13 protein-coding genes are annotated in these 12,968 nt (G+C 67.7%); 8 read left to right on the top strand and 5 right to left on the bottom strand.

Translation table 11 applies throughout. The features are described from left to right. Window positions 1–140 precede the first annotated feature (140 nt). Window positions 141–728, top strand: coding sequence for an O-methyltransferase (locus tag VG556_RS13875; RefSeq protein ID WP_075077208.1), 588 nt, complete (start codon window positions 141–143; stop codon window positions 726–728). 85 nt (window positions 729–813) lie between these two features. Next, complete coding sequence (locus VG556_RS13870) at window positions 814–1,557, top strand: pseudouridine synthase (RefSeq protein WP_014645554.1); 744 nt, start codon at window positions 814–816, stop codon at window positions 1,555–1,557. A gap of 70 nt (window positions 1,558–1,627) precedes the next feature. On the opposite strand, the gene VG556_RS13865 is transcribed toward VG556_RS13870, so the two are convergent. After that, window positions 1,628–2,176: a DUF2059 domain-containing protein gene (locus tag VG556_RS13865; RefSeq protein WP_401730180.1), complete on the bottom strand. Its 549-nt coding sequence runs from the start codon at window positions 2,174–2,176 to the stop codon at window positions 1,628–1,630. A 113-nt stretch (window positions 2,177–2,289) separates the two neighbouring features. On the opposite strand from VG556_RS13865, the gene arfB reads away from it, so the two are divergent. The 3 genes from arfB to dcp all read left to right on the top strand — a co-directional run bounded on the left by arfB (window position 2,290) and on the right by dcp (window position 5,596). Continuing rightward, window positions 2,290–2,721: an alternative ribosome rescue aminoacyl-tRNA hydrolase ArfB gene (gene arfB, locus VG556_RS13860; RefSeq protein WP_005420755.1), complete on the top strand. Its 432-nt coding sequence runs from the start codon at window positions 2,290–2,292 to the stop codon at window positions 2,719–2,721. Between the two features lie 46 nt (window positions 2,722–2,767). Next, a complete protein-coding gene (locus tag VG556_RS13855; RefSeq protein ID WP_226053502.1) occupies window positions 2,768–3,328 on the top strand; it encodes a lysophospholipid acyltransferase family protein in 561 nt (186 codons plus the stop codon). Between the two features lie 111 nt (window positions 3,329–3,439). After that, the gene (gene dcp, locus VG556_RS13850) at window positions 3,440–5,596 is read left to right on the top strand and encodes a peptidyl-dipeptidase Dcp (protein WP_100450890.1); all 2,157 of its coding nucleotides are present in this window, start codon (window positions 3,440–3,442) and stop codon (window positions 5,594–5,596) included. A 146-nt stretch (window positions 5,597–5,742) separates the two neighbouring features. On the opposite strand, the gene VG556_RS13845 is transcribed toward dcp, so the two are convergent. Both VG556_RS13845 and VG556_RS13840 read right to left on the bottom strand, forming a co-directional pair. Further along, entirely contained in the window at window positions 5,743–6,189 is a 447-nt protein-coding gene (locus VG556_RS13845) for a 3-dehydroquinate dehydratase (protein ID WP_100450891.1), read from the bottom strand. 3 nt (window positions 6,190–6,192) lie between these two features. Next, on the bottom strand, window positions 6,193–6,594 hold the full coding sequence (locus VG556_RS13840) for a hypothetical protein (RefSeq protein ID WP_014645558.1): 402 nt from the start codon (window positions 6,592–6,594) through the stop codon (window positions 6,193–6,195). 275 nt (window positions 6,595–6,869) lie between these two features. Between VG556_RS13840 and lepB the strand changes: the two genes are divergently transcribed. Together lepB and VG556_RS13830 are read left to right on the top strand one after the other, a co-directional pair. Beyond that, window positions 6,870–7,496: a signal peptidase I gene (lepB, locus tag VG556_RS13835; RefSeq protein ID WP_100450892.1), complete on the top strand. Its 627-nt coding sequence runs from the start codon at window positions 6,870–6,872 to the stop codon at window positions 7,494–7,496. A 123-nt stretch (window positions 7,497–7,619) separates the two neighbouring features. Continuing rightward, window positions 7,620–8,876: an MFS transporter gene (locus VG556_RS13830; RefSeq protein ID WP_014645560.1), complete on the top strand. Its 1,257-nt coding sequence runs from the start codon at window positions 7,620–7,622 to the stop codon at window positions 8,874–8,876. A 118-nt stretch (window positions 8,877–8,994) separates the two neighbouring features. Here the strand turns inward: VG556_RS13830 and VG556_RS13825 are convergent, their stop codons facing one another. Next, window positions 8,995–9,903: a LysR family transcriptional regulator gene (locus tag VG556_RS13825; protein ID WP_014645561.1), complete on the bottom strand. Its 909-nt coding sequence runs from the start codon at window positions 9,901–9,903 to the stop codon at window positions 8,995–8,997. Window positions 9,904–10,250: 347 nt separating this feature from the next. Continuing rightward, window positions 10,251–11,219, bottom strand: a complete 969-nt coding sequence (locus VG556_RS13820; RefSeq protein ID WP_049404590.1) for a LysR family transcriptional regulator — start codon at window positions 11,217–11,219, stop codon at window positions 10,251–10,253. Window positions 11,220–11,328: 109 nt separating this feature from the next. On the opposite strand from VG556_RS13820, the gene aceB reads away from it, so the two are divergent. Next, window positions 11,329–12,951: a malate synthase A gene (aceB, locus tag VG556_RS13815; RefSeq protein ID WP_049404592.1), complete on the top strand. Its 1,623-nt coding sequence runs from the start codon at window positions 11,329–11,331 to the stop codon at window positions 12,949–12,951. The last annotated feature ends 17 nt before the right edge of the window (window positions 12,952–12,968 follow it).

Here is a 12,968-nt window from a genome sequence, read left to right as displayed (position 1 = left end):
GGGCCGCGGGCCGGTGGACCATCCCGCGTGAAGAAGGCGGGAACTATCGCAACCTCATCGGAGTACAGGCTTAAGACAAGTACGAAATGTGGCCGGACAGGCCACAATGCTCACCCTTGCTGTGGCAAATGAAAGAAGCAATGACGATGCAGCTTTCGGAATTGAAGAACGAACTGGCACGCTTCGGTGCTGAAAACGACGCGCATGAAACCGAGCGCGCTCGGCGCATGCTCAACATCACGCCGGACACCGGTGAATTCCTGTCGGTGCTGGTGCGTTTCGGCAATGCGCGCCGGGTGCTGGAGATCGGCACCTCCAACGGTTATTCCACGCTGTGGATTGCCGAAGCCGCAGCCGCCATCGACGGCCACGTGACCACACTGGAATACGCCGCGGACAAGGTGGCGATGGCGCGTGACACCTTCGCGCGCAGTGGCCTTGCCGATCGCATCACGCTGGTCCACGGCGATGCCGGGCAGTGGCTGGCACAGGCCGCCGATGCCAGCATTGACCTGCTGTTCCTCGATTCGGACCGCGAACAGTACGCCGGCTGGTGGCCGCGGCTGCGCCGCGTGCTGCGGCGGGGGGGGCTGCTGGTGGTGGACAACGCCACCTCGCACGCCGCGCAGATGGAACCGTTGCGGGTGCTGCTGGACGCTGATCCGGACTTCAGCACCAGCCTGGTGCCGGTGGGCAACGGCGAGCTTCTGGCCGTGCGCAACGCTTGACCGCCGCGCCACCAACCCGGGGTCAGATCCCTTTTCCGCAGGAAAAGGGATCTGACCCCGATCAGGGCGCCCGTATAATCCTGCGGTGAGCACCGAACCTGACACCCTCGCCGCGGTCGAGACCGAAACCGCGCCCCTGCAGCTGCTGCACCTGGACGAGCGCCTGGCCGTGGTCAACAAGCCCGCCGGGCTGATGGTCCACGACAGCAAGCTGGCCCGTGGCGAAGATGATTTCCTGGCCGACCGCCTGCGCGAGCAGCTGGGCCGCCCGATCTTCCTCGTGCACCGCCTGGACCGGGCCACCAGCGGCTGCCTGCTGCTGGCCTTCGACCGCGAGACCGCCAGTGCGCTGGGCAAGGCGTTGATGGGGGGTGAAGTGGCCAAGGACTACCTGACGGTCTGCCGGGGCTGGCCGGCCGAGCTGTCCTGGCGGGTGGACCATGACCTGGACGGCGGGCCGGGCAAGCCGGTGAAGAAGCCGGCGGTCACCGACTTCCAGCGCCTGGCCACCGGCGAGCTGTCGGTGCCGGTGGGTGAGTTCAGCAGTTCGCGCTACGCGCTGCTGCGCTGCCAGCCGCAGACCGGGCGCTTCCGGCAGATCCGCCGGCACCTCAAGCACCTGTCGCACCACATGATCGGCGACACCAGCCACGGCGATGGCCGCCACAACCGCATCTTCCGCATGCAGGGCGTGCACCGCATGCTGCTGCACGCCGAGCGCCTGCGCTTCCCGCACCCGGACGGTGGCAGCGTGGATGTCAGTGCGCCGCTGGATCGCGAGTTCCAGAAGGCGCTGGACCTGTTCGGCTGGCAGGTGGACGACGCCTGATGCTGCTGCGGTAAGCCGAGCGTGGGCTCGGCTCTACAGCCAGCGGCCGGGCGTGGCCCGGCGCACCCCGTTATTTCTTTTCCGGCTCGTTGACGATCGCTTCCAGGTCCTTCTGCAGATCCGCGAACAGCGGCTGCATGCGCGCCTGGATCGCCACCATCACGTTCTGCATCAGCGCCGGGGTCTTGTCCAGCAGGCTCTGGCCGGCCGCGCTCTCGTAGAACTCGGCCATTGCCAGCACGTCTTCCTTGCTGAAGGTCTTCTTGTACAGGTCCACGTACATGGGCCGCAGCTGTTGCCACGACATCGCCTGGCGCAGGGTCTGGCTGGTCCGGGCCTGGATCCGCTTCAGCTGTTCCTGCTGCTGGGCGGTGAGCTGGCGCTGCGCGGCCACCTGCTGGAACTGCTGCTGCTGCATGGCTTCGATCTGCGGCACCATGGTGTCGATCATGCTCTGCGCGCGCGAGGCCGACAGCAGGCGGTTGATGTCGCCGTCGGTCGGCGGGGCGGCCAGGGCCGGAACGCTGGCCACGGCCAGCGCCAGCAGCAGGGCGGCGCGGCGCAGCAGGGACGGCAGGGCGGGTGTGGAGCGGGTCATGCGGGGCTTCCTGCGGTACATGGGACCGCCAGCATACCCGCAGCCCAGGCGAAGGCGGCGTGTTCGGTGCCTGATCGGCGGCATACGGGGCGCGATGGCGTACTTCACCACGTGCCTGCCGCTACAATGCGCGGATGGGCAGTGGACCGGTCACCATCAGCGCGCAGCTTGAAATCCCCGACGGCGAGATCGTCGAGCGGTTCGTGCGCGCCAGTGGCGCCGGCGGCCAGAACGTCAACAAGGTGTCCACCGCGGTGGAACTGCGTTTCGACGTGGCCAACTCGCCCTCGTTGCCCGAACCGTTGCGCGCGCGCCTGCTGGCGCGGCGTGACCGGCGCATGACCGGCGAAGGCGTGCTGGTCATCGACGCGCAACGATTCCGCACCCAGGATCGCAATCGCGAGGATGCGCGCGAGCGGCTGGCGGCCTTCATCCAGGCCGGGCTGAGCGTGCCCAAACCGCGCAAGGCCACCAAGCCGACCCTCGGGTCGAAACTGCGTCGTCTGGACGCCAAACGCGGGCGCGCGCAGATCAAGCGCGGGCGCTCATCACGTGACTGGGAGTGATTGCTTGAACAACCCGACTTCGTTGCTGCCGGCCGTGCCGCCGCAGATGCCGCAGGTCAAACCCAACGCCTTCCTGCGCTGGCTGGCGCGCTGCACCCTGCGCATGGGCGGCTGGAAGGTGACCGGCACCCTGCCGGACATCCCCAGGCTGGTCTTCATCATCGCCCCGCATTCGTCCAACTGGGACGGGCTGTGGGGCATGGCGGCGAAGATCGCGCTGGGCATGAAGGTGAAGGTGCTGGGCAAGGCCTCGCTGTTCTGGTGGCCGCTGGGCCCGCTGCTGCACAAGCTGGGCGTGATCCCGCTCGATCGCAGCTCGCCGCAGGGCACCGTCGGCCAGGCCGTGGACCTGCTGCGCAACAACGAGAAGATGTGGTTCGCCATCACGCCCGAGGGCACCCGCAAGGCGGTGAAGGACTGGAAGGCCGGCTTCCTGAAGATCGCCCGGATGGCCGACGTGCCGATCCTGGCGGCGTATTTCCACTACCCGGAAAAGACCATCGGCATCGGCCCGCTGTTCACGCCGAGCGGCGATGACGCGGCCGACATGGCCGCCATCCGCGAGTTCTACCGGCCCTGGATCGGCAAGACCCGCGGCACGGTCTGAGCCGGCCGCATGCCGCCGCATAGACGCCACGTCCGGCACATGCCGGGCGAGCGCGACAGGAGTAGGGTGGAGGGCTGGTATCCCGTACCGTCTGCCCAAGGAGCGTTTCACATGTCGCGTACCGTAGTCCTGGCCGCCGCCATCAGCCTGGCGCTGGCGGCCTGTTCCGGCAAGGAGTCCACCCCCGTGTCCGAAGCCCAGAAGACCCCGGCCCAGCAGCCGGCCGAAGCCTCCACCAATCCGCTGCTGAGCGCGAGCACGCTGCCGTTCCAGGCACCGCCGTTCGACAAGATCAAGGACAGCGACTACCTGCCGGCGTTTGAAGAAGGCATGCGCCAGCACCTGGCCGACGTGCGCAGGATCGCCGACAGCAGCGAGCCGGCCACCTTCGACAACACCATCGTGGCGATGGAGCGCAGCGGCGAGACCCTGACCCGCGTGTCGCGCATCTTCTTCGGCCTGGTCCAGGCCGATACCAACGACGCACGCCAGAAGATCCAGGAAGAAGTGGCGCCGAAGCTGGCCGCGCACCAGGACGAGATCAACCTCGATCCGAAGCTGTTCGCGCGCGTGAAGTCGCTGTACGACCAGCGTGACACGCTGGAGCTGGACCCGGTGCAGAAGCGCCTGGTCGAGCACTACTACGACGGCCTGGTGCGCGCCGGTGCGCAGCTGTCCGACGCCGACAAGGCGAGCCTGCGCAAGCTCAACGTGGAAGAGACCACGCTCTCCACCCAGTTCCACACCCGCCTGGTGGCCGCCACCGCTGCTGCGGCCGTTGTCGTTGACGACAAGGCCAAGCTGGCCGGCCTGGACGAGGGCGCAATCAACAACGCTGCGGCCGCCGCCAAGGACCGCAAGCTGGATGGCAAGTTCCTGCTGCCGCTGCAGAACACCACCCAGCAGCCGGTGCTCGGCTCGCTGAGCGACCGCGACCAGCGCGCCGCCGTGCTGAAGGCCTCGGAAACCCGCGCCGAGCGCGGCGATGCCAACGACACCCGGCAGACCGTGCAGCGCCTGGCCCAGCTGCGTGCGCAGAAGGCCAAGCTGCTCGGCTTCGACACCTTCGCCGACTACCAGCTGGGCGACCAGATGGCCAAGACCCCGGCCGCCGCGCTCAAGCTGCTGACCGATACCGTGCCGGCCGCTACTGCCAAGGCGCGTGCCGAAGCCGGCGAGATCCAGAAGGTGATCGACGCGCAGAAGGGCGGATTCCAGGTGGCCGCTTCGGACTGGGACTTCTACGCCGAGCAGGTTCGCAAGGCCAAGTACGATCTGGACGAGTCGCAGATCAAGCCGTACTTCGAACTGGACAACGTGCTGCAGAACGGCGTCTTCTACGCCGCCACCCAGCTGTACGGCATCACCTTCAAGCCGCGCACCGACATTCCGACCTACAACCCGGACATGAAGGTGTACGAAGTGTTCGACAAGGACGGCACCTCGCTGGCGCTGTTCTACACCGACTACTTCAAGCGTGACAGCAAGTCCGGTGGCGCCTGGATGGACGTGTTCGTCGAACAGGACGGCCTGACCGGTGCCAAGCCGGTGGTCTACAACGTCTGCAACTTCACCAAGCCGGCCGCCGGCCAGCCTGCGCTGATCAGCTTCGACGACGTCACCACCATGTTCCATGAGTTCGGCCATGCGCTGCACGGCATGTTCTCGAACGTGAAGTACCCGTCGATCGCCGGCACCGCGACCTCGCGCGACTTCGTCGAGTTCCCGTCGCAGTTCAACGAGCACTGGGCGCTGGACCCGAAGGTGTTCGCCAACTACGCCAAGCACTACAAGACCGGCGAGGCGATGCCGCAGGAGCTGGTCGACAAGATCCTCAAGGCACGCAGCTTCAACCAGGGCTACGCGACGACCGAGTACCTGTCGGCCGCGCTGCTGGACCTGGCCTGGCACACGCAGAAGGCCGACGCGCCGCTGCAGGATGTCGGCGCCTTTGAAGCCAGCGCGCTGAAGAAGTTCAAGGTCGACCTGCCGCAGGTGCCGCCGCGCTACCGCACCACCTACTTCGACCACATCTGGGGTGGTGGTTACTCGGCCGGCTACTACGCCTACTTCTGGGCCGAAGTGCTCGACCATGACGCCTACCAGTGGTTCACCGAGCACGGTGGGCTGACGGCGGCCAACGGCCAGGAGTTCCGCGACAAGATCCTCTCGCGCGGCAACAGCGTGGAGCTGTCGACCCTGTACCGCGATTTCCGCGGCAAGGACCCGTCGGTGGAACCGCTGCTGAAGTTCCGCGGGCTGAAATAAGAAAGCGAAAACGGCGGGGGCAACCCCGCCGTTTTTCTTTCTGTAGCGTCGAGCCATGCTCGACGTTCTTCTGTAGAGCCGAGCCCACGCTCGGCTGATGGTTCCTGGAAAGGCAGCCGAGCATGGGCTCGGCTCTACAAGCAGCGTTACGTTCCCACGTGCACCCGGTTGGCCTGCTCGCCCAATCCCAGATGATCCAGTGCGATGTCCAGCGCCAGCACGTAGCTCTGCGCGCCGTAGCCGGCGGCGATGCCCAGGCGCTGGCCGACACCGGCCGGCAGGCACGGCTCGGCCACCGCGCCGTCGTCATGTACTTCCACGTAGGCGTTGTGCAGGTAGGGCAGCAGGCGCTGAAGACGCAGGCTGTTGGCACACGCGCCCGGGTCCAGCAGGGTCACCTCGCCGCGGCTGTGGTCGGCCACGCGCAGGGCGTCCAGCAGTTCCTGTTCCGAACCACAGGCACGGATCGCCACGCTGGTGCCGGCGTCGATCGCACGATGCACCAGTGACTTCAGGACCGGTGCCGGCAGCGGCATCGCGGTGCGGATCAGGGCGCCGGCCGCTTCCGGGCCACGGATGATGAAGATCGACATGGCTCAGCCCTCCTGTGCCAGGCGGCGGCCGACAATGGCCAGCGACAACGGGTAGCCGGCCTGCTGGCTGCGCTGGTCGACCACCACGGCGGCGGGACCGTGCTGCAGGCGCAGGCGTGCCTCCAGACCGGGTTCGCTGGGGGCCTGCAGTTCGATGTACTGCGCCGGCAGCCGTTCCAGCGCCGCCTGCAGCGCGCCACCTTCGGCCTGCCATTGCGCCTCGTCAGCGGTACCGACATCCAGCAGTACCCAGTCGGCCGAGCGCGCCTGCGGCTGGCACAGGCACTGGCGTACCTCGGACAGGCTGGCGCAGTCGCTGCACAGCACGCGATGGCCGGCCAGCTGCGTCGGCAGTTGGGGACGCGGTGCCGACGAAGAGGCGTGGCGGATCACCAGGAGGGTCATACAACACCTTGCGGAATGCGCCCTGCGGCGCGGTGGGCACACGATGCGCGTGCCGCCCGTAAAGGTGCGATGCCCGCGGCCGGTCCCGCGCGTAAAACCTGCGTAACCCTTCCTGTAGAGCCGAGCCTGCGCTCGGCCGCTCTGCGCCCCAGTCGGGCAACCTCGACGCTGCAAGGAACAAGCCGAGCGTGGGCTCGGCTCTACCGGATCGCGTCGCGGGAACCTCTCCCGCCTGGATGTGGTCTGATGCAGCTACCACCTACCCGGAGCCTGTCATGGATGCTGATGCCCGTCCTCCCTTGTCCGAACGCGCGCTGGTCTGGCTGAAGAAGGAAGCATTGCCGCTGCTGGTGATGCTCGGCCTGCTCGCCGCCGCCCGCGATACCCTCGCCAACCACTACGTGGTGCCGAGTGGCTCGATGCAGCCGACCCTGCAGCCGGGCGACCGGGTGGTGGTGGACATGCGCGCCTACGGCCTGCGCCTGCCGTTCACCGGCAAGGAACTGATGGCCACCGGCGTCCCGCAGCGCGGTGAAGTGGCGGTGTTCGATTCACCGGCCGACGGCACCCGCCTGATCAAGCGCGTGGCGGCGGTGGCCGGTGACCACGTGCAGATGCGCGAGGGCCATCTGAGCATCAACGGCCAGCCGCTGCAGATCGCCGATCTGCAGGACGTGGAAGCCTTCGGCGAGCGCCGTGCCCGCCTCGACCTGGACATGGGCGGCGGTCCGGACATCGCCGATCTGGTGGTGCCGGCCGGCAAGGTGCTGGTGCTGGGTGACCACCGCGGCAACAGCTTCGACGGCCGCTTCTTCGGCTTCGTCGACGCCGACAAGGTCTACGGCCGTGCGGTGGCGGTGTACTACCGCCGCGGCGACGGTTTCGAGTGGCAGCGCCTGTAAGCTGAATTGATATTTCTTGAGTATCAATCCTGACTTATCAGGTTATGGATCGACTGGATCGACAGGCCTAGTCTGAGGCCCGTTCCCTCCCATGCCCGGCCGCCCCACCGGCCCTTCGATCCCATGACTGGCGAAACCGCGGCGGCCGTCGAGCGCCGTCCCCCCACTGTCGATCCCATCGCCGAGACCCGCATCCAGCAGGGCACGCCGGCCTTCCGCCGCACCGCGCTGGCACTGTTCCTGGCCGGCTTCTCCACCTTCGGCCTGCTGTACACCGTGCAGCCGCTGCTGCCCGAGTTCAGCCGCCACTTCGGCGTGTCCGCCGCAGGCAGCGCGATGTCGTTGTCGCTGACCACCGGCACGCTGGCGGTGGCGATGCTGTTGGCCGGCCTGCTGTCCGATGCGGTCGGCCGCCGCCCGTTGATGATTGCCGCGCTGCTGGCCTCGGCCATGCTGTCGCTGAGCACGGCGCTGGTGGACGACTGGACCACGCTGCTGGTGCTGCGCACCCTGCTTGGCCTGGCGCTGAGCGGCGTGCCGGCAGTGGCGATGACCTACCTGGTCGAGGAGATGGACAGCCGCGCGCTGGGCCTGGCGATGGGCCTGTACATCGGCGGCAACGCCATCGGTGGCATGAGCGGGCGCCTGCTGGCCGGCATCATCGCCGATCACTGGGGCTGGCGTTGGGGCATCGGCGTGGTGTCGATCATCGCCGTGGCCAGCACCGTGCTGCTGTGGCTGCAGCTGCCGCCGTCGCGTCATTTCAGCGCGCGACGCGATGGCCTGCGCGAGTTGCCGTCGCGCTGGCGCACGCTGTTCGCCGACCGGGGCCTGCCGTGGCTGTTCGCCACCTCGTTCGTGCTGATGGGCGTGTTCGTCACCCTCTACAACTACCTGGGCTATCACCTGCTGGCGCCGCCGTACCACCTCAGCCAGACCGTGGTCGGGCTGATCTTCAGCGTGTACCTGGTGGGCACCTTCAGTTCGGCGTGGATGGGCCAGCAGGCCACGCGGTACGGGCGCGGCCGCATCCTGTCGATCTCGTTCGCGCTGATCGGCGCCGGCATCGCGCTGCTGGCGATGCCGTGGCTGAGCACGATGGCCCTGGGCATCGCGCTGGTGACCTTCGGCTTCTTCGGTGGTCACTCGGTGGCCAGCAGCTGGGTCGGCAGCCGTGCCGGTACGATGCGCGCGGAAGCGTCGGCGCTGTACCTGTTCGCCTACTACTTGGGCTCCAGCGTGCTGGGCGGGGTCGGCGGCCTGGCCTACGCGGCCTGGGACTGGCTGGGCGTGTGCGCGTTCGCTGCCGTGCTGACCCTGATCGGGGGCGGCATCGTCTGGGCGCTGCAGCAGCGCGCGCCGCAGCCGGTCACGGCCTGACGCCAGCCTCGCGTTCCGCACGGGCGCGGCGTTGCTCTGGTAGATGCCGACCTTGGTCGGCGCTCTGGCACGGCAGCCAACCAAGGTTGGCGTCTACCAAACCTAAGTGGGTGGCACTTCACCCTTCGGCGAACGCCCCGCGCAACAGCCCGGCGAAGTTGCGGATCAGCGGCGTCACCCCCTCGCGGTGCCATGCCAGCTGCACCTCCGAATGCGCACCGGCATCGGCCAGCGCCACGAAGCGCGCGCCTTCCACGCGGATGTGATCGCAGGACGAGGGCAGGATCGCCGCACCCAGGCCTGCAGCCGCAAGACTGATCAATGTCGATGCCTCACCGGCTTCCTGCACGATGCGCGGCGTGAACCCGGCGGCCGCGCACAGCGCGATCATGTGGTCATGGATGCCCGCGCCCGCGCTGCGGCGAAATGCCACGAACGGCTCCTGCGCGAAGTCGCGTAGCGACAACGTGCCCTGCTTCGACAGCCTGCGCAGGGCAGGGTGGTCGGCATGCACGATCAACGCCAGTGGATCGACGAACAGGCTGTGCGCCACCAGCTCCGGCGGCAATGCGCGCTTGCGGATGATGCCCACGTCCAGTGAACCGTCGAGCAGCGCATCGATCTGCTGCAGCGTGTTCATCTCGCTCAGCTGCAGCCGCACCTGTGGGTACTGCTGGCGGTAGCGCAGGATCGAACGCGGAATCTGCGGCGACAGCGGCGTGGCCCGGGTCAGGCCGATACGCAGTTCGCCCTGCTCGCCGCGCTGCGCGCGCTGTACCTCGTCCACCGCGGTTTCCACCTGCTGCACGATGGCCCGTGCGCGCTCCTGCAGCAGCTCACCCGCAGGCGTCAGCTGCACACGACGATGGCTGCGCACGAACAGGCGCGCCCCGATCAGGTCTTCCAGCTGGCGGATCTGCTGGCTGAGCGGCGGTTGCGACATGCCCAGCCGCTCCGCCGCCTGGCCGAAGTGCAGCGTATCGGCAACGGCGAGGAAGTAACGCAGGTGGCGGAGTTCGATGGACATGCGCCCAGTCTATGCATCGCCAGCCGGAAATGGGGTCAGATCCGTTTTCCTGCGGAAAACGGATCTGACCCCGGTCACCCGTCATCCACGCATGGCGTGGATCTACCGTGTCGACCAAGGTCGACACCTACCCACAGCAGCAGATACCAACAGCAGCAGGAATCTGTCAGAGGCGGGGCGGTGTGGGTGGGCAGGACCGTTGGCGCCATGGATGGCGCCATCGAGCCCCCAAGGAGGGGTTCACGGCGTGTCCTGCCCACCCACACCGCCCCGCCATCTACGGATAGCAGGCTTTTGCTGTTGCTTTGGCTTCAGCAGGTGCAGGGCGCAGCCCTGCCGAACACCGCTCACCGCTCCGAATGCCCGCTCTGGTCGTAATCGCGCGGACTGAACAACTCCGGCTGGATCAGCTCGATGAACGCGCGCGCCTGCGCCGACAGCGCCTTGCCCCGGCGCACGATCACCCCGTAACTGCGCTCGGGGAACCAGCGCTTCATCGACTGCGCCGCCAACCGCTCGCGGTCGGCCTCGTTCAGGCACAGCGCCGGCACGATGGAAATGCCCATGCCCATCGCCACGTACTGCTTGATCACCTCCCAGCCGCCCACTTCCAGTGCCACGGTGTAGGCGATGCGGTGGCGCTGGAATACCTGGTCAACCAGCCGGTAGGTGATCTGCCGCTTCGGCGGCAGCACCAGCGGGTAGCGCGCGATGTCAGCCAGCTCCAGCTCGCCGCCACTGGCCAGCGGATGGTCGTGCGGCGCGATCAGTACCTGCTCGAAGCGGTAGGCCGGGGCGTAGGTCAGGTCGGCCGGTACATCGGTCATCGAACCGATCGCCAGGTCGGCGGCGTCCTCGCGCAGCAGGTCGGTGCCATCGGCGCTGATCGCGTTGTGCAGGGTCAGGCGCACGTCCGGGTGGTGCAGGCGGAAGCGCTCGACGATCTTCGGCAGCAGGTACAGGATCGTCGAGCTGTTGGCGGCGATGTTCAGCTCGCCCGCATCCAGGCCGCGCACCTTGTCGCGGAAGCGCGCCTCCAGCCCGTCCAGGTTTTCCACCAGTGGCTGCGCCATCTCGTACAGCAGCTGGCCCTCGCGGCTGGGCACCAGGCGCCGCCCGCTGCGCTCGAACAATGGCACTCCCAGCTCGCGCTCCAACGCCTGCAACTGCAGGCTGATGGCCGGCTGGCTGACGAAAAGTGCCTCAGCCGCCCGTGAGACCGAGCCCAGGCGCACCGTCTGGCAGAACGCACGCAATGGCTTCAGCCGGTCGGATTTGTAGGAAAAACGCGGACTTGGCGGGGTGCGTGTGCTCATCGTGTCACGAGTATTAGCACAACTTATGTAGAACATTGCAAAAACTGTTTTGCCAAATACTCCGGCCCAGCGGCACCGTGGAGACGTTCCCCACCGCTGGAGTCGCCCCATGTCCGCCGTCGCTTCCGCTGTTCCCACCCCTGCCAGCAAGGCTACCCCCGGCATCGCCCTGGCGACCCGCGTGGCCGGCCAGGACACCGTGCTGCCGGCGCCGCTGCTGGCCCTGCTGGTGTCGCTGCACCGTGCGGTGGAACCGGGCCGGCAGGCACGGCTGCAGGCGCGCCGCGAGCGCCAGGCGTTCTTCGACCAGGGCGGCCTGCCGGACTTCCGCGAGGACACCGCTGCGATCCGTAGCGGCGACTGGCGCGTTGCGCCGCTGCCGGCCGCGCTGCAGGACCGCCGCGTCGAGATCACCGGCCCCACCGACCCGAAGATGGTCATCAACGCGCTGAACTCCGGCGCCAAGGTGTTCATGGCCGACTTCGAGGATTCGACCTCGCCGACCTGGCGCAACCTGCTGGCCGGGCAGCAGTCGCTGGCCGCCGCGGTGCGTGGCGATCTCGACTACACCGCCCCCAATGGCAAGCACTACACGCTGCGCCCGTATGACGAGCAGGCGGTGCTGATCGTGCGGCCACGTGGCTGGCACCTGGACGAAAAGCACGTGCGCATCGATGGCCAGTTCATCGCCGGCGGCCTGTTCGACGCGGCGGTGTTCGCCTTCCACAACGCCCGCACCCTGCAGGCGAAGGACCGCGGCCCGTACTTCTACCTGCCCAAGCTGCAGAGCATGGAAGAGGCGGCGCTGTGGGAAACCGCGCTGTCGCACATCGAAGGCATGCTCGGCCTGCCGCACGGCCAGATCAAGGTAACCGTGCTGATCGAAACGCTGCCGGCGGTGTTCGAGATGGATGAGATCCTGCACGCGCTGCGTGACCGCATCGTCGGCCTGAACTGTGGGCGCTGGGACTACATCTTCTCGTACCTGAAGACCTTCCGGCGCCACGCCGACCGCGTGCTGCCCGAGCGCGGCCAGGTGACCATGACCCAGCCGTTCCTGAAGGCCTATTCGGAACTGCTGATCCAGACCTGCCATCGCCGTGGTGCACATGCGATGGGTGGCATGGCCGCGCAGATTCCGATCAACAACGATGCCGCCGCCAACGAACAGGCGATGGCCCGCGTGCGCGCTGACAAGCTGCGCGAAGTGACCGCCGGCCACGACGGCACCTGGGTCGCGCATCCGGCGCTGATTCCGGTGGCGATGGCGATCTTCGACGAACACATGCCCGGTGCGAACCAGCACAGCGTGCTGCGCCAGGATGTGTGCGTCGGCCGCGACGAACTGATCGCACGGCCGCCCGGCACCATCACCCGCGCCGGCTTCGAAGGCAACGTGGAAGTCTGCGTGCGCTACCTGGCGGCATGGCTGGATGGCAACGGCTGCGTGCCGATCCACCACCTGATGGAGGACGCGGCCACCGCCGAGATCAGCCGCAGCCAGTTGTGGCAGTGGCTGCATACGCCGGGCCAGCAGCTGGACGATGGCACCGCCATCGACCTGGCACTGCTGGATGCCACGCTGGCACAGCTGCCGGCACGGCTGGGTGACACCGCCACGCTGCCCGGTGGCGCACGCATCGGCGAGGCCATCGCCCTGCTCGGCGAACTGAGCCGCAGCGACGAACTGACCGATTTCCTGACCCTGCCGGCCTACGCGCGCATCGACTGATCGCCGCCCGCGTCTCC

The organism is Stenotrophomonas sp. CASM106, assembly GCF_049384825.1.
In the GTDB taxonomy this organism is placed as follows: Bacteria; Pseudomonadota; Gammaproteobacteria; order Xanthomonadales; family Xanthomonadaceae; genus Stenotrophomonas; species Stenotrophomonas muris.
Note: the sequence above shows the minus strand (reverse complement) of the source record. Positions and strands in the feature narration are given on the sequence as shown.

Coding starts and splice junctions, on each gene's coding strand:
- VG556_RS13845 (WP_100450891.1), bottom strand. CDS start 6,189: ATGTCGATCTTCATCATCCGTGGCCCGGAAGCGGCCGGCGCCCTGATC.
- VG556_RS13840 (WP_014645558.1), bottom strand. CDS start 6,594: ATGACCCTCCTGGTGATCCGCCACGCCTCTTCGTCGGCACCGCGTCCC.
- VG556_RS13855 (WP_226053502.1), top strand. CDS start 2,768: ATGCCGCAGGTCAAACCCAACGCCTTCCTGCGCTGGCTGGCGCGCTGC.
- VG556_RS13830 (WP_014645560.1), top strand. CDS start 7,620: ATGACTGGCGAAACCGCGGCGGCCGTCGAGCGCCGTCCCCCCACTGTC.
- VG556_RS13865 (WP_401730180.1), bottom strand. CDS start 2,176: ATGTACCGCAGGAAGCCCCGCATGACCCGCTCCACACCCGCCCTGCCG.
- dcp (WP_100450890.1), top strand. CDS start 3,440: ATGTCGCGTACCGTAGTCCTGGCCGCCGCCATCAGCCTGGCGCTGGCG.
- arfB (WP_005420755.1), top strand. CDS start 2,290: ATGGGCAGTGGACCGGTCACCATCAGCGCGCAGCTTGAAATCCCCGAC.
- VG556_RS13820 (WP_049404590.1), bottom strand. CDS start 11,219: ATGAGCACACGCACCCCGCCAAGTCCGCGTTTTTCCTACAAATCCGAC.
- VG556_RS13825 (WP_014645561.1), bottom strand. CDS start 9,903: ATGTCCATCGAACTCCGCCACCTGCGTTACTTCCTCGCCGTTGCCGAT.
- aceB (WP_049404592.1), top strand. CDS start 11,329: ATGTCCGCCGTCGCTTCCGCTGTTCCCACCCCTGCCAGCAAGGCTACC.
- lepB (WP_100450892.1), top strand. CDS start 6,870: ATGGATGCTGATGCCCGTCCTCCCTTGTCCGAACGCGCGCTGGTCTGG.
- VG556_RS13875 (WP_075077208.1), top strand. CDS start 141: ATGACGATGCAGCTTTCGGAATTGAAGAACGAACTGGCACGCTTCGGT.